A 14,838-nucleotide genomic window follows, 5' to 3' on the forward strand; every position below is an offset into this window, starting at 1 on the left:
GCGGTCCTGCCGGGCCGGCGGGTCCTGCCGGGCCGGCGGGTCCTGCCGGGCCGGCGACGATCGACGGGACAGGGGCGGCCTCACGCCCTCAGCCAGGTGCGGCGGTCGCGCGCCGCTGCGTACAGCGTCTCGATGTCCGCCGGTTTCAGTTCACCGCCCTCCGCGCGCAGCGCGCCCATCTCGACGTCCCGCAGGACCTCCACGTCGCGCAGCGACGGCACCACGTCGAGCCGGCTCGCCGCCACCACCGCAAGCACCGGCCGTACGGGGGCGACGAGGGCGTGTGCCGCTCGGGCGGCCTCGCGGCGGGCCCGCCGGATCTCCGGGAGCGGCTCGCCGCGGCCGATCGCGACGTCCTGCTCGCCGACCAGGGCGCGCCGCTTGCGCGCATCCACCGTGCGTACGGTCAGCACCCCGGCCGGTCCGATCACCAGGTGGTCGATGCGGTCCCCGCCGGGCAGCGGTACCGAGTGCAGCACTCGCGATCCCGAGTCCTCCAGGCGGTCGAGTTCGCCGCCGATCAGTTGCTGGGCGGCCAGGGCCCGGCGGCGGGCGTCCTCGGTGCGGCGCCACCTGGCCGGCCCGCCGTGCGGAGCCTCGCCGTACAGTGCCTCGCCCGGGCGGTTCGGAGCGAGGTCGTCGTCGGGTGGCAGGGAGAGGCGGACCAGATCGGCGGCGGTCGGGACGGGCGGCGGCCCCACCGTCCAGGGACCGACGAGGTAGGGGGCGAGGGCCTCCAGCGCGGCCTCACGGTGGCCGGCGGCGAGCACGCTGACGCGGCCGGTCTCCCGGTCGTACCAGGCGATGGTCAGGCCGTCCGGGAGGGTCACGTACAGCCGGTCCTGCCCGTACCGCCGCGTGGGTGTGACCCGGAGTTCTCGCATAGTCCATCACCCCACCGACCATGGGAGCAGGAGACGGCGGGGAGGGGCAATAACCCGGTCCGGAAAGTCATGACAGGCTGGAGGTACAGCCGCTGGTCGAGCGCCGGCCGGCCACCGACCCGGGAGGGACCGGAGCATGATCGTACTTTTCGGCACCAAGACGTACCTGCACCAGCTGGCCATGCTGACGCTCGTCTGCGGCAGCTGCGGCAATCCGGCCGCACACACGCTCAGGAAGAGCGTCACCAAGTTCACGCTGTTCTTCGTACCGCTGTTCCCTCTCTCCACGAAATACCGGACCCAGTGCACCTTCTGCGGTCTGGAGCAGCAGGTGACGCAGGAGCAGGCTGGACAGCTCACGGCGCAGGGCGGCGGCAGCGGCCAGGACGGCCGGGCGCAGTCCCCGCAGCAGGGCGGCGTGCAGCAGCAGAATCCGTATCAGCGCTGAACCGTCGTGAGGGGTCGTCAGCCACCGAATCGTCAGCCAACCCTCGGCGCACTATGACATAAAGGGACATAAGCTTCGACCGCTTGCTACGTTGCGGGGATGACCGCAACGACGGCGGATGCTCCCCCGCCCGGCGTACGCCTCCCGAAGCGTCGAGGCGTGGAGCTGTGCCTCCTCGTGGGCGCCGTCCTCATCTCCGTCTACGGCTACGTCGACGTAGGTCTCACCAGGGAGGGCCAGGTCCCGGCGGACGCGGTCCGGTACGGAGCCGGCCTCGGCGCGCTCGCGCTTGCCGCCCATCTGGCCGTGCGGCTGTGCGCCCCGTACGCGGACCCACTGCTCCTCCCCATCGCCGTCCTGCTCAACGGCCTCGGCCTGGTTCTCATCTACCGCCTCGACCTGGAAACCCCGCTCGACCGGGCGGCCCCCGCCCAGCTGATCTGGTCCACCCTGGGTGTCGCGCTCTTCATCGCGTGTGTGGTGCTGCTGCGCGACCACCGGATCCTTCAGCGGTACGCCTATCTGTCGGTCGCCGCCGCGCTCGTCCTGATGATCGCGCCGATCCTCTTCCCGGCCGTGAACGGCGCCCGGATCTGGATCCGGCTCGGCGGACTCTCCTTCCAGCCCGGAGAGTTCGCCAAGATGCTGCTCGCCGTGTTCTTCGCCGCCTACCTCGCCGCCAACCGCGAGGCTCTCGCCTGCACCGGCCGCAGGTTCTGGAAGCTCCAGCTCCCCACCGGCCGGGTCCTGGGTCCGATCGTGGCGATCTGGCTGATCAGCGTGGCCGTCCTGGTGCTGGAACGGGACCTGGGCACCTCGCTGCTCTTCTTCGGACTCTTCGTGATCATGCTGTACGTGGCCACCGGCCGCACCGGCTGGATCGCCGTCGGCCTGCTGCTCGCCGCTTCCGGTGCCTTCGTGGTCGGCTCGCTCGAACCTCATGTCCACGAGCGGGTCGAGGACTGGCTGCACCCCTTCGCCTCCATCGAAGCGGGTCAGGGGCCCGAGCAGCTCGCCCAGTCCCTCTTCGCCTTCGCGGAGGGCGAGATGCTCGGCACCGGCCTCGGCGCCGGCCACTCCGTCCTCATCGGCTTCGCCACCAAGTCCGACTTCATCCTGGCCACCGCGGGCGAGGAGCTCGGGCTGGTCGGGCTGACCGCGATCTTTCTGCTGTACGCCCTGCTGGTGGCCCGCGGCTACCGGGCGGGCCTCCTGCTGCGTGACCCCTTCGGACGACTGCTCGCCGTCGGCTTCGCCTCCATCCTGGCCCTCCAGGTCTTCGTGATCGCGGGCGGAGTGATGGGGCTGATCCCGCTCACCGGCATGGCGATGCCGTTCCTGGCGCAAGGCGGATCGTCCGTCGTCACCAACTGGATCATCGTGGCGCTGCTGGTCCGGGTCAGCGACTCGGCGCGGCGGCCGGAGCCGGAGCCGGTCGCAATCGGCATCGTCGCGCCGGTCGGGGAGCGCGTCCGGTGACCCGCTGCATCCGGCACGCGGCGGCCTTCTGCCTGCTCCTGCTGGTCGCACTGCTGGTCAACACCGCCCGGGTGCAGGTCGTCCAGGCCGAGAGACTCGCGGGCAGCGATGCCAACCGCCGTCACAGCATCGCCCGTTACGCGCAGCCGCGCGGCGACATCCTGGTGGACGGGAAACCGGTCACCGGCTCCCGGGACAGCGGCGAACAGCTGCGGTACGAGCGCACGTACCTCGACGGACCGCTGTACGCACCCGTGACGGGTTACGCCTCGCAGAAGTACGGCACGAGTTTCGTCGAGCACGCCGCGGACGACGTGCTCTCTGGCAGACATCCGGCGCTCGCCGCGTTCCCCCTGTGGAGCGACCTCACCCGTGCCCAGGGGCGCGGCGGCCACGCCTCGACCACCATCAGGGCGTCGATGCAGCGGGCGGCGTACACCGGCCTTGCCGGGAGGCGGGGGGCGGTGGCCGCCGTCGAGCCCGCCACCGGCCGCATCCTGGCGCTGGTCACCAGTCCCTCGTACGATCCGCAGCGCCTCTCCGGGAACAGCCCCTCGGTCACCGAGGCGTGGCAGCGGCTGAACTCCGACCCCAGTCGGCCGATGCTGAACCGGGCCATCCGGGAGACCTACCCGCCGGGCTCCACATTCAAGATCATCACTGCCGCGGCGGCCCTCGACTCCGGCGTGGTCCGCGATGTCGGCGCAGCCACCCGGACGCCCGCCCCCTTCGTGCTGCCGGGCACCAGTACGGTGCTGCCCGACGAGGCGGTGGGCTGCGAGGACGCCTCCCTCGCCTACGCCGTCCAGTGGTCCTGCAACACCGTGATGGCGGGCCTCGGGGTGAAGGTCGGGCTGCAGGGAATGGTCGACACGGCGCAGAAGTTCGGCTTCAACGACAGCCGGCTGAGGATCCCGTTCGTCGTCTCCCGGAGCAACTTCGACACCGACATGAGCCTGGACCAGCTGGCGCTGTCCTCCATCGGCCAGTTCAACACACGGGCCACACCGCTGCAGATGGCGATGGTGGCGGCGGCGATCGCCGGAGGCGGCGACATCAAGCGTCCGCTCCTGCTTGAGAGGACGACCGACGCGACCGGCAACCCGGTGTCGCGGACGAGCCAGAAGGCGTTGTCCCGGGCGATGACCCGGGCCACCGCCCTGCGCCTGAGGCGGATGATGGTCAAGGTCGTCACCGAGGGCTCGGGACACAACGCCGCGATCCCCGGCGCCGAGGTCGGGGGCAAGACGGGGACCGCGCAGCACGGCCTCGGCAACACCGAGGCTCCGTACGCATGGTTCATCTCCTGGGCCAAGGCGCGCGGCGCCCCAACGCCGGCCGTGGCGGTCGCGGTGGTGGTCGAGGACGCGTCGGCGCAGCGGGAGGACATCAGCGGAGGCGGCAGCGCCGCGCCGATCGCCCGGGCTGTGATGGAGGCGGCACTGCTGGACAAGGGCGGAAGGTGACCGGCTGCTGAGGTTACGGTGCCGCGCGCGACCACGGCCCGACCCGTAAGCGTTCACTCTGCGGACGGGTTTCCCGGCCGCCCGCCCCGACGGGCCGTGATCGGCGACAGGCGCCGCTCAGGAAGTGCCGGCCGCGATCGCGGCCTCGACCTCCGCGACCCGCGCCTGCTCCTCCGCCGCGAAGCGTTCCCTGTCCAGCTGTTCCGCGATCTCCTCGTCCTGCGTCATGAGCAGGTCGAGGTTGGAGTCCCCCATCTCGAACACGCCCATGTCCAGATAGGCCTTCTGCAGGCGCTCGCCCCACAGCCCGATGTCCTTCACGCAGGGGACGATGCGGCTGAAGAGCAGTTTGCGGAAGAGGTGCAGGAATTCCGACTGTTCGGAAAGATCCTCGGCCTCCTTCTTGCCGATGCCGAAGTTCTCCAGGACCTCCACCCCGCGCAGCCGGTCGCGCATCAGGTAGCAGCCCTCGATGACGAACTCCTCGCGCTCGCGCAGCTCGGCGTCCGTGAGTTGCTTGTAGTAGTCGCGCAGCGCCATCCGCCCGAAGGCGACGTGCCGGGCCTCGTCCTGCATGACGTACGCCAGGATCTGCTTGGGCAGCGGCTTGTCCGTGGTGTCACGGATCATGCCGAAGGCGGCGAGCGCGAGGCCCTCGATGAGGACCTGCATGCCGAGGTACGGCATGTCCCAGCGCGAGTCGCGCAGGGTGTCCTCCAGCAGCCCCTGCAGGTTGTCGTTGACCGGGTAGAGCATCCCGACCTTCTCGTGCAGGAAGCGGCCGTAGATCTCGGCGTGGCGGGCCTCGTCCATGGTCTGGGTGGCCGAGTAGAACTTCGCGTCCAGGTCGGGCACGGATTCGACGATCCGCGCCGCGCACACCATCGCACCCTGCTCGCCGTGCAGGAACTGGCTGAACTGCCAGGACGTGTAATGCCGGCGCAGATCGCCCTTGTCCTTCTCGGTCATCTTGGCCCAGTGGCGGGTGCCGTAGAGGTTCAGCGCCTCGTCGGGGGTGCCGAGCGGGTCGTACGGGTCGACCTCGAGGTCCCAGTCGATGCGTGTGGCGCCGTCCCACTGCTTGTCCTTGCCCTTCTGGTAGAGGGCGAGCAGACGGTCACGCCCGTCGTCGTACTCCCAGCTGAAGCGGGCCGCACCGGAAGCGGGTACCTCCCACAGCGGGTTCCCCGGCTCGTTCACATAGAGCTCGTGCGTCGACACTGACGCCCCCTTTGCCTCACGGACTGCCGTACAGGACTGGACGGTTGGCGGATAGTTGGCAGGTTCACACGTTGGTAGATGCGCCGTCAACAAGTCGCGCACAAGGGATTGACGCCCTTGCTGACAGGCAGTCTCATAAGTCATGCTGCCCGGACTGCATCCTTCCGGGGAGCGCTTCCCAGACACGGAAAACCGATGCGCGAGGTGCCCGCAGACATGACGACAGTGACCCAGCGCGAAGTGCTCAGGGACGCACTCGGCCTGCTCAAGGACCGTGAGCAGGTCGCCGAGCGGCTGCTCGAGTCCTCCGCCAGACACTCCTTCGACCCGGAGGCCGAACTCGACTGGGATGCCCCCATCGAGGAGGACAAGTGGTTCTGGCCGCCGGAGCTCGTCTCGCTCTACGACACCCCGCTGTGGCGGAAGATGTCCGAGGAACAGCGGATGGAGCTGGCCCGGCACGAAGCGGCTTCGCTCGCCTCGCTCGGCATCTGGTTCGAGATCATCCTGATGCAGCTGCTGGTGCGCCACATCTACGACAAGTCACTCACCAGCAACCACGTCCGCTACGCGCTCACCGAGATCGCCGACGAGTGCCGGCACTCGATGATGTTCGCCCGCATGATCCAGAAGGGCGGAGCCCCCGCCTACCCGGTCTCGAGGTTCAACCACAATCTGGCGCGCGTCCTGAAGACGGTCTCGACCACCCCGGGGTCCTTCGCCTGCACCTTGCTCGGAGAGGAGATCCTCGACTGGATGCAGCGGCTCACCTTCCCGGACGAGCGCGTCCAGACCCTGGTGCGCGGAGTGACGCGTATTCATGTGGTGGAGGAGGCCCGCCATGTCCGATACGCCCGCGAGGAGTTGCGCCGCCAGATGGTCACCGCGCCGCGGTGGGAGCAGGAGCTCACCCGGATCAGCTCGGGCGAGGCGGCCCGGGTGTTCTCGGTCGCCTTCGTCAACCCGCAGGTCTACACGAACGTCGGACTCGACCGGCGCGAGGCGGTGGCCCAGGTCAAGGAGAGCGGCCACCGCAGGGATGTCATGCAGTCGGGCGCGAAGCGGCTGACGGACTTCCTCGACGACATCGGGGTCATGCGCGGTGTGGGCCGTCGGCTGTGGAAGAGCTCGGGGCTCCTGGCGTGACCCCTCCGGACGCCGTGAACGACATCGCCACGCGCCGGTCGTGTAGCGGCCCGGCAGGCGCGGGGCGGGGCCGCCGGGTGTGGAAGTCCTCCGGACTGCCGGGCGTAATCGGTGAAGTGTGCGGATAGTCTGCGACGCATGACCCCGATGACTCCGGCGGCCACCCGCGCGTACCGTCGGCTCAGCGTCGAGGAGCGGCGCGTCCAGCTCCTCGGCGCCGCTCTCTCACTGTTCGCGCACCGCGCTCCGGAAGAGGTCTCCTTCGACGACGTCGCCGAGGCGGCGGGGGTGTCGCGGCCACTCGTCTACCGCTACTTCCCCGGCGGCAAGCAGCAGTTGTACGAGGCCGCGCTGCGGTCCGCCGCCGACGAGCTCGAGCTGTGCTTCGCCGAACCGCAGGCCGGTCCGCTCACCCGGCGTCTCTCCCACGCCCTGGACCGCTACCTCGCGTTCGTCGACCAGCACGACGCCGGGTTCAGCGCGCTGCTGCAGGGCGGCAGCGTCGCCGAGACCTCGCGTACGACCGCCATCGTGGACGAGGTACGGCGGGCAGCCGCCGAGCAGATCCTGGTGCATCTCGCGGTTCCCGAGCCCGGGGCCCGGCTGCGGATGATGGTCCGCACCTGGATCACGGCGGTGGAGGCCGCCTCCCTCATCTGGCTGGACGAGGAGAAGCAGCCGCCGGTCGCCGAGCTGCGGGACTGGCTCGTCGACCATTTCGTCGCGCTGCTGACCGTCACCGCGGCCACCGACCCGCAGACCGCCGCGGCGGCGCAGGCCGCGCTGGCACTGGAGACCGCCGACGGCCCGGTGGGCGTCCTGGCCCGCCGGGTGATGCCCGTCGTGAGCGAGGCCGCCCACCTGCTGTGAGACTGGTGGGGTGAGAAGCGAGAACACGCCCTTCGTGGGCGGCCCCCTGGACGGCCGGGTACTGCCGGTACTCGTCGGCCCGACCGGCCACCCGCCGAAGGTGTACGAGGTGCCGGTGCCCGACGCCGACGGCGGCCCGCCCACCGTGCTCGTTTACCACCGGGTGCCCGCCGGGCACACCAGGCGGCTGGGTCTGCAGACCGGCTGGAAGTACGAGTACGACCCCTCCGGGCAGCGGCCCCGCGGCCTCAGGTGGCCCTGGTCGAAGCCAGCTCGCGGCGCACAGCCGGACGGCCGTGACGAAACCGGCCCAGGGCGGCCGTGACGAAACGGCGCAGGGCAGCCGTTGGGCAAGCCGGGAGCACGCTCGGAACCGCCGGCACGGGCAAGTCCCCACGCCGGGGTGAGGCCGGACGAGTGAGCCTTTTGCCCCGGTTCACTTGCTCCTGAGGACGGCCGCCCCGGATCGTGCCACGATCCCTCCCACGGAGGTGATCACGTGTCAGGAAGCTTTCTGCGCTCGGTGTGTACCGCGGCGGCCGTGGCGGCCGCCGTCGTGGCGTGCGGGCCCACGCCCTACGCCCTGGCCGATCCGGTCGACCCGCCCGCGGCGCCCGCGACCGGCGGACCGGTGCCGGAACGTACCGTCGCCGAGCTGCTGACGGATCTTCAGGAGCTGTACCGGAAGGCCGAGGAAGCCACCGAGACGTACAACGCGACCGAGGAGATCCTCGAGCAGCGCCAGGCCGAGGCCCGGAAGCTGAGCGCCGAGCTCTCCCGGGTGCGCCTCGCCCTGGACAACAGCCGGGGGGAAGCCGGGCAGCTGGCGAGAGAGCAGTACCAGGGCCGGACCGGGATCTCCCCTTACGTGCGGCTGCTGCTCTCCCGGGACCCGCAGCACGCCCTCGACGAGCGCCATCTGATCCGGCGCGAGTCCGCCGACCGGGCCGCGACGCTGGCCCGGCTGACCGCCAACGAGACGCGGGCCGACGACCTGGCCGGCAAGGCCCGCGAGGCGCTCGACGCCCAGCAGGTCCTGGCCGCACGCCAGAGGAAGCAGCGCGACGAGGTGCGGGCACGCCTCGCGGAGGTCGAGAGGATGCTTGCCTCCCTGACCGCCGACCAGCTTGCCGAGCTCGCCCGACTGGAGCAGGAGGGCACCGACCGGGCCCAGGACGAGCTGCTCGCCAAGGGCGAACTGACCGGTGTCCGTAAGCCGTCGGCGGGCGGCGGCAAGGCCATCCGCTACGCCGTCCGCCAGATCGGCAGGCCGTACGTCTGGGGCGCGGAAGGGCCCAGCTCGTTCGACTGCTCCGGGCTCACCTCGCAGGCGTGGGCGCACGCGGGCCGGCCCATCCCACGGACCAGCCAGGAACAGTGGCGACAGCTCCCGAAGGTGCCGTTGCGCTCTCTGCGCCCGGGCGACCTGGTCATCTACTTCCCCAAGGCCACGCATGTGGCGATCTACGTGGGCAACGGCCTGGTGATCCAGGCCCCGCGCCCCGGCACCAGGGTCAAGGTCTCCCCGATCGCCGCCAACCCGCTGCTCGGCGCGGTCCGGCCGGACCCGGAGGCGAAGGTGCTGGCGTCGTACACCCCGCCGCGGCTACCCGTGGAGGCCACGGCGGGGCCGGACACGGGTTACTCCGCGGCCGCGGCTCCGGACACCTCGGCCAGGTAGGCGTTCGTGAGCGACGGGTCGAAGAAGAAGTTCTCGAAGTCGGCCGGGTCGTTGAAGCCGTTGGCGAAGCGGTTCGCGACGGGCTGCAGCTGGCCGGCCGCGCCGATCAGGTTCAGCACGTGCTCCGGCGGGACACCGAGCATCGCGTTCGTCCACTTGGTGACGTGCTGCGCCGTGTCCCAGTAGCGGTCGAAAGTGGACTGCATCCATTGCGCGTCGAAGGGCTCGTCGCCCCGCTCGACGATCGAGGCGAGGTACGAGGCCGCGCACTTGGAGGCGGAGTTCGAGCCCTGCCCGGTGATCGGGTCGTTGGCGACGACCACGTCCGCGACGCCCAGCACCAGGCCGCCGCCGGGCAGCCGGCCGATGGGGTTGCGTACGGTCGGCGCGTATCGGCCGGCCAGGGTCCCGCCCGCGTCGGTCAGTTCTACCTTGGTGGCGCGCGCGTACTCCCAGGGCGTGAACTTCTCCATCAGCTCAAGAGTGAGGGAGAGGTGCTCGGCGGGGTCCTTGACGCCGCGGAAGACGTCGAGCGGGCCGTCCGGGATGCCCTCCCAGAAGAGGATGTCCGCACGGCCGGACACGGTGAGTGTCGGCATTACGAACAGCTCGCCCACACCGGGCACCAGGTTGCAGCGCACCGCGTCGAACTCGGGGTGCTCGGGGCGGGGGCCCATCCCGTGCACGTACGCGACGGCCAGCGCGCGCTGCGGGGCGTCGTACGGCGAGCGGGACGCGTCGCGGCCGAACATCGAGACCAGCTCGCCCTTACCCGCGGAGACCATGACGAGGTCGTACGTGCGGGAGAAGAAGTCGAGGTCGGAGACGGCGGCGCCATGGATGACCAGCTGGCCGCCGCGCTGCGCGAAGGTCTCCATCCAGCCGGCCATCTTCACACGCTGGTCGACGGACTGGGCGTATCCGTCCAGCTTGCCGACCCAGTCGATGACACGCGAGGAGTCCGGACCGGCGACCGAGACTCCGAGGCCCTCGATGCGCGGGGCCTGGCTCTCCCAGAAGTTGATCTTCAGATCGCGCTCGTGCTGCAGCGCCGTGTGGAACATGCACTGCGTGGACATGACCCGGCCGGTCCGGATCTCGTCCGCCGTACGGTTGGACATCAAGGTGACCTCGTACCCCTGCGACTGGAGTCCGAGGGCGAGCTGGAGACCGGACTGTCCGGCTCCGACGATGAGTATCTTCCGCATGGCGAGGTCTTCTCTCTACGGGTGTCTGAGTACGTACGGTTGTCCGAGTACGTACGGGCGGGTGCGGGCGATGCGCCCCCGGGTGGCCGTGGGAACTATTCGGGGGTGACGTCCAGCGCGTGGCCGACGAGCGCGAGCAGCGATTCGATGACCGTGACCCGGCGGCGTGCGTCCATGATCACCACAGGCACGTGCGGCGGGATCGTCAGGGCTTCCCGCACGTCCTCGGCCTCGTACGCCGGCGTTCCCTCGAACTGGTTGACCGCGACGACGTACGGCAGTCCGCAGCTCTCGAAGTAGTCGAGCGCGGGGAAGCAGTCGGGCAGCCGGCGGGTGTCCGCCATGACGACGGCGCCGATCGCTCCGCGCACCAGGTCGTCCCACATGAACCAGAAGCGCTGCTGGCCCGGCGTGCCGAAGACATAGAGCACGAGGTCGTCGTCGAGCGTGATCCGGCCGAAGTCCATCGCGACGGTGGTCGTGACCTTGTCCGGGGTCGCCGTCAGGTCGTCGGTCTCCTCGCTGGCCTCGGTCATCACCGCCTCGGTCTGCAGCGGCGTGATCTCCGAAACGGATCCCACGAAGGTCGTCTTGCCCACTCCGAAACCGCCCGCGACGACGACCTTGGTGGCGATCGGGGCCCGGGTGCGGTCCGTCTGCCAGGCCTGTGCGCCCTGTTCGGTGCCGGTGCCCGTGCCGGTGCCGGTGCCGGTGCCGGTCTCAGTGCCGGTGGTGGTGTCGATGTCGGCGTCCGTGTCGGGGACGGGCCTCTCAGAGACGGCGGAGTCCACTCAGCACCCTTTCGAGCAGCGCGCGTTCGGGCCGGCCTGCGCCGTGTCCTGTCCCGTACACGCGGATCTTTCCCTGGTCTGCGAGGTCGCTGAGAAGGACGCGCACCACGCCGAGCGGCATCTTCAGCAGCGCCGAGATCTCGGCCACCGTACGCATCCGGCGGCAGATCTCGACGATTGCCTGCATCTCCGGCATGACGCCGCGGGCGCCGCGGCCGCCGTTCGTCAGCTCCCGCCGCTCCTCGGGCGCTTCGAGTGCCGCCACGAACGTCTCGACGAGCAGGACATGTCCGAAGCGGGTGCGGCCACCCGTGAGCGAGTACGGGCGGACCCGGGCGGTACGCCTCTCACCGCCGCGGACCGGTAGCTGGGGAACTATTTTGCCGGGCGTCACTGGGCGCTCTCCATCGATTTGCGCAGTTCACTGCGGAGTTCGGGGGTGAGGACGTGGCCGGCCCGGCCGACGAACAGCGCCATGTGGTAGGCCACGACGCTCATGTCGCAGTCCGGGGTGGCGTGCACGCCGAGCAGGGAGCCGTCGCTGATCGACATGACGAAGACGCTGCCGTTCTCCATGGCGACCATCGTCTGCTTGACGCCGCCGGCGTCCATCAGCTTCGCCGCGCCGACGGTGAGGCTGCCGAGGCCGGAGACGATCGTGGCGAGATCCGCGCTTGCCCCCTTCGGGCCTTCGCGTCCCTCCTGCCGGGCTCCGGTCTGTCCCGGGTCGGAGGACAGCAGAAGCAGTCCGTCTGACGACACGACCGCCACGGAGAGCAGGCCTGGCACCTCCTCCACGAGATCGGTCAGCAGCCATTGCAGATTGCGGGCCTGGCTGCTCAGTCCGTAGGTACTGGCGGTCACGTGCGTGCCTCCTCGACGGTGTCCCCCTCGTCCTCGGTCTGTTCGGCGATCTCGGTCTCGACGTCGCGCCTGCCGTTCTTCGCCCCCTGGTGGAAACCACCGAGCCGTCGGCGAAGTTCCTCCGCGTCGACCTTGCCGGTGCGCTCCTGGGCCGGTGCGGCCCCGGGCGAGACCACCTTGGGGGTGCGCTTGGGCAGTCCCTTGTCGGTGATGCGCTCCCACTTGGGCTGCTGGTCGGCGGGCGCGGGCTCGGCGGCGGGCGTGTCCGCCTGCGGCTCGTGGGCGGGGACGGGGGCCGCGAGGACGGCGTCCGCGAGCGCGCCGGCCTGCGGCTCGGCGGCCCGTGCCTCAGCGGCGTGGGCCTCGACGGCGGCCCCGGAACCGACGGCGGGCCTGGAGTCGACGGCTCGCGACTCGACCGCGGGCGCGGGTTCGTCGGCCGGCTGCGGCTCGGGTTCCGCTTCCGCCGCCACCTCGCGGGTCCGCTCGTGGGCGGGCTCGGCCTCCGCCTCGCGGACCGTACGCTCCGCCAGGGCCACGAGGGGGTCCTGACCGGGCGGCAGTGTCGAACGTCCCGGCAGCGCGTTGGAGTTGGCCTCCGCGACCGACCCTGGCAGACGCAGCGCGGGCGCGCCGGGCACTTCCGGCGTGTGCGCCGGCTCGACCGGCGGCGTGGCCGGCAGAAGGGACGTCGGTACGACAACCACGGCCGCCGTACCGCCGCCCTGCTTCTGGGCGCGCAGTTCGGCGCGTACACCGTGGCGGGCGGCGAGCCGCGCCACGACGTACAGACCGAGTCCCATGATGCTCTCGGCGCTGCTTTCGGTTTCGTACGCCTGAGGGTCCGCGAGCCGCTCGTTGAGCTCCTCGATACGGCCGGCAGTCACCCCAATGCCCTCGTCCTGGACGGAGAGCATGACCTCGCCGCTCTCCAGCAGCCAGCCGGAGAGCTGCACCCGGGCGTCCGGCGGGGAGAACATCGTGGCGTTCTCCAGCAGTTCCGCGACGAGGTGGCTGATGTCGTCGGCCGCGTGGCCCGCGATCCGGGCGTGCGGCGGCAGCGACTGGATGTCGATCCGCTCGTACCGCTCGATCTCGCTGACGGCCGCGCGCATGACGTCCACGAGCGGCACCGGCCCGGGGTGGCCCTGGCCGTGTTCAGCGCCCGCCAGGACCAGCAGATTCTCGCTGTGGCGGCGCATGACCGTGGCGAAGTGGTCGAGCTTGAAGAGCGTGGCGAGCTGGTCCGGATCCTGTTCGCGTGCTTCGAGCTGCTCGATGACGGTGAGCTGACGCTCGACCAGTCCGAGTGTGCGCAGCGAGAGGCTGACGGCGGTCGTACTCAGTGTGCGGCGCTGCTGTTCGACGCTGGTCCGGAGCGCGGCAAGCTCGTTGGTCAGGCCGGCGCGCTCGGTGGTCAGCTTCTCGTTGCGGCCGATCAGCTTCGTACGGTCCGCGTCGAGCCGCGTGGCGCGTTCATGCAGCTGCGCGGTCTGCTCATGGAGGGTGTTGAGGGAACGTACGACATCGGCGAACTCGTCGTTGCGGCCGGTGAACCGGACCGGTTCCTCCGTGCCGGGCGAGGCCGCGAGGCGGGCCGCGCCGATACGCAGCACGGCCAGCGGGCGGGTCAGCGTACGAGCGACGGCCATGCTCACACCCAGGGCGATCAGCAGGCACACGCCGAGGAACGCGATGCGTACTTCCAGGGCGGTGACATCGTCGTCGCGCAGCTGCGCGAGGGCGTCGGCCCGGTCGGAAGCGAGGGACGACTCGACGCTGCGCATCCGGTCGACACGGGCGGAGAGCGCGGAGTCCACGCGCTCGCGGTCGAGTTTGCGCTCGCTCTTGGACAGGGTCGGCTGGTCGGTGAGGCGCTCGAGATATCCCTCGGCGGTCTTGACCTCGGGCCCGGTGACGGTCGAGGCCAGCGAGTCACGCGCGTCGGGGCGTGCGGTCCGCCGGAAGTCCGCGAGGGCAGCCTGCTCGCGTACGCGTGACTGCTGGGCTGCGGCGCTGAGTGCGTCCCCGTCGCGGTCTGCGGCGGAGGACTTCTCGGCGGTCTCCCAGCGCCCGGTGACGGGGTTGTACTGCGGTTCCGGGTCCTGGGCGGGTGGAACGGCCAGCGCGCCGAGGGCCAGCCCCCGGGAGGCGGAGGCCTGCTCGACGGCCTGGCCGAGGGGAACCAGCGCGCGGGTGGCGCCGAGAGCGCCGGTGGCGCGCGGTGGTGTCTGCTCGGCCAGCTGTCCGGCCAGGCCGAGCAGTTTGCCGATCACCTCGGAGTACGCCTGGTGTGCGTCGAACGCCGAGCCCTTGCCGGTGAGGGCCGCCGCGCGCACGGTGGCTATCCGCTCCAGGTCGCGGCGGAGATCCGCGGGTGCCTCCGGGGTGATCTCGGCGATCTGGCGGTCCACGCGGGCCGTGCGCTCCTCGGAGACCTTGGGCTGCTTGCCGTCGGACTCCGCCCCTTCCCCGCCCTGTTGACCTTCCGCGGATTCTCCGTCCTCCCCGGCCTCGCCACCTTCCTCGGCGTCGGCCTGAGCGGTCCCGCCCCGGCCGGCGGCGATGAAGACGGCGACCTCGTCCCGCTCGTCGGCGAGAGAGTGCGCGAGGGTGACGGTCTGGCGGCTCAGCTGGGCGAGCGTGACCAGCCGCTGGGACTCGTTGAGTTCTGCGGAGGCAGTGACGATGGAGGGGCCGCCTGCCGCGAGGACGGTGATGCCGACGGCGGCGACGGCGAGGATCAGCCGGCTGCGCACGCGTACGGTGCGATCGGTTCC

Annotated in this window: 14 protein-coding genes; 7 read left to right on the forward strand and 7 right to left on the reverse strand. The window is 70.8% G+C overall.

Translation table 11 applies throughout. The features are described 5' to 3' along the window. Positions 1–80: 80 nt before the first annotated feature. Positions 81–884, reverse strand: coding sequence for a nuclease-related domain-containing protein (locus AB0M62_RS21845; protein WP_366075934.1), 804 nt, complete (start codon positions 882–884; stop codon positions 81–83). A 139-nt stretch (positions 885–1,023) separates the two neighbouring features. Here AB0M62_RS21845 and AB0M62_RS21850 point away from each other — a divergent pair, with 139 nt between their 5' ends. From AB0M62_RS21850 to AB0M62_RS21860, 3 genes are all read left to right on the forward strand, one after another. Continuing rightward, positions 1,024–1,332, forward strand: a complete 309-nt coding sequence (locus AB0M62_RS21850) for a zinc-ribbon domain-containing protein (RefSeq protein ID WP_366075972.1) — start codon at positions 1,024–1,026, stop codon at positions 1,330–1,332. A 99-nt stretch (positions 1,333–1,431) separates the two neighbouring features. Further along, a complete protein-coding gene (locus AB0M62_RS21855) occupies positions 1,432–2,811 on the forward strand; it encodes an FtsW/RodA/SpoVE family cell cycle protein (RefSeq protein WP_366075935.1) in 1,380 nt (459 codons plus the stop codon). Beyond that, on the forward strand, positions 2,808–4,277 hold the full coding sequence (locus tag AB0M62_RS21860; protein ID WP_366075936.1) for a penicillin-binding transpeptidase domain-containing protein: 1,470 nt from the start codon (positions 2,808–2,810) through the stop codon (positions 4,275–4,277). Before AB0M62_RS21855 ends, AB0M62_RS21860 begins: the two co-directional genes overlap by 4 nt. Positions 4,278–4,394: 117 nt before the next feature. Here the strand turns inward: AB0M62_RS21860 and AB0M62_RS21865 are convergent, their stop codons facing one another. Further along, a complete protein-coding gene (locus AB0M62_RS21865; protein ID WP_366075937.1) occupies positions 4,395–5,498 on the reverse strand; it encodes a ferritin-like domain-containing protein in 1,104 nt (367 codons plus the stop codon). 216 nt (positions 5,499–5,714) lie between these two features. Between AB0M62_RS21865 and AB0M62_RS21870 the strand changes: the two genes are divergently transcribed. From AB0M62_RS21870 to AB0M62_RS21885, 4 genes are all read left to right on the forward strand, one after another. Beyond that, positions 5,715–6,644: a diiron oxygenase gene (locus tag AB0M62_RS21870; protein ID WP_366075938.1), complete on the forward strand. Its 930-nt coding sequence runs from the start codon at positions 5,715–5,717 to the stop codon at positions 6,642–6,644. A gap of 138 nt (positions 6,645–6,782) precedes the next feature. Continuing rightward, a complete protein-coding gene (locus AB0M62_RS21875; protein ID WP_366075939.1) occupies positions 6,783–7,514 on the forward strand; it encodes a helix-turn-helix domain-containing protein in 732 nt (243 codons plus the stop codon). A gap of 10 nt (positions 7,515–7,524) precedes the next feature. After that, on the forward strand, positions 7,525–7,839 hold the full coding sequence (locus AB0M62_RS21880) for a hypothetical protein (protein WP_366075940.1): 315 nt from the start codon (positions 7,525–7,527) through the stop codon (positions 7,837–7,839). Positions 7,840–8,013: 174 nt separating this feature from the next. Beyond that, the gene (locus AB0M62_RS21885; RefSeq protein WP_366075941.1) at positions 8,014–9,195 is read left to right on the forward strand and encodes an NlpC/P60 family protein; all 1,182 of its coding nucleotides are present in this window, start codon (positions 8,014–8,016) and stop codon (positions 9,193–9,195) included. Here the strand turns inward: AB0M62_RS21885 and AB0M62_RS21890 are convergent. The 5 genes from AB0M62_RS21890 to AB0M62_RS21910 form a co-directional block, all read right to left on the reverse strand. Beyond that, on the reverse strand, positions 9,156–10,403 hold the full coding sequence (locus AB0M62_RS21890; RefSeq protein WP_366075942.1) for a styrene monooxygenase/indole monooxygenase family protein: 1,248 nt from the start codon (positions 10,401–10,403) through the stop codon (positions 9,156–9,158). The two genes, AB0M62_RS21885 and AB0M62_RS21890, sit on opposite strands and share 40 nt — an antisense overlap. A gap of 95 nt (positions 10,404–10,498) precedes the next feature. Further along, positions 10,499–11,194 (reverse strand): ATP/GTP-binding protein, encoded by a 696-nt coding sequence (locus AB0M62_RS21895; RefSeq protein WP_366075943.1) that lies wholly within the window; start codon positions 11,192–11,194, stop codon positions 10,499–10,501. Then, positions 11,175–11,588, reverse strand: a complete 414-nt coding sequence (locus tag AB0M62_RS21900) for a DUF742 domain-containing protein (RefSeq protein WP_366075944.1) — start codon at positions 11,586–11,588, stop codon at positions 11,175–11,177. Before AB0M62_RS21900 ends, AB0M62_RS21895 begins: the two co-directional genes overlap by 20 nt. Further along, entirely contained in the window at positions 11,585–12,058 is a 474-nt protein-coding gene (locus AB0M62_RS21905) for a roadblock/LC7 domain-containing protein (protein WP_366075945.1), read from the reverse strand. Before AB0M62_RS21905 ends, AB0M62_RS21900 begins: the two co-directional genes overlap by 4 nt. Continuing rightward, a complete protein-coding gene (locus AB0M62_RS21910; RefSeq protein ID WP_366075946.1) occupies positions 12,055–14,817 on the reverse strand; it encodes a nitrate- and nitrite sensing domain-containing protein in 2,763 nt (920 codons plus the stop codon). The genes AB0M62_RS21905 and AB0M62_RS21910 overlap by 4 nt, the downstream gene beginning before the upstream one ends. Positions 14,818–14,838: the final 21 nt, after the last annotated feature.

The sequence above is a fragment of the Streptomyces sp. NPDC051219 genome (assembly GCF_040682335.1).
Taxonomy (GTDB): domain Bacteria; phylum Actinomycetota; class Actinomycetes; order Streptomycetales; family Streptomycetaceae; genus Streptomyces.

Excerpts from the sequence above, each read along its gene's own strand:
- AB0M62_RS21845 (WP_366075934.1), bottom strand. The coding sequence starts at position 884 with ATGCGAGAACTCCGGGTCACACCCACGCGGCGGTACGGGCAGGACCGG.
- AB0M62_RS21855 (WP_366075935.1), top strand. The coding sequence starts at position 1,432 with ATGACCGCAACGACGGCGGATGCTCCCCCGCCCGGCGTACGCCTCCCG.
- AB0M62_RS21870 (WP_366075938.1), top strand. The coding sequence starts at position 5,715 with ATGACGACAGTGACCCAGCGCGAAGTGCTCAGGGACGCACTCGGCCTG.
- AB0M62_RS21875 (WP_366075939.1), top strand. The coding sequence starts at position 6,783 with ATGACCCCGATGACTCCGGCGGCCACCCGCGCGTACCGTCGGCTCAGC.
- AB0M62_RS21890 (WP_366075942.1), bottom strand. The coding sequence starts at position 10,403 with ATGCGGAAGATACTCATCGTCGGAGCCGGACAGTCCGGTCTCCAGCTC.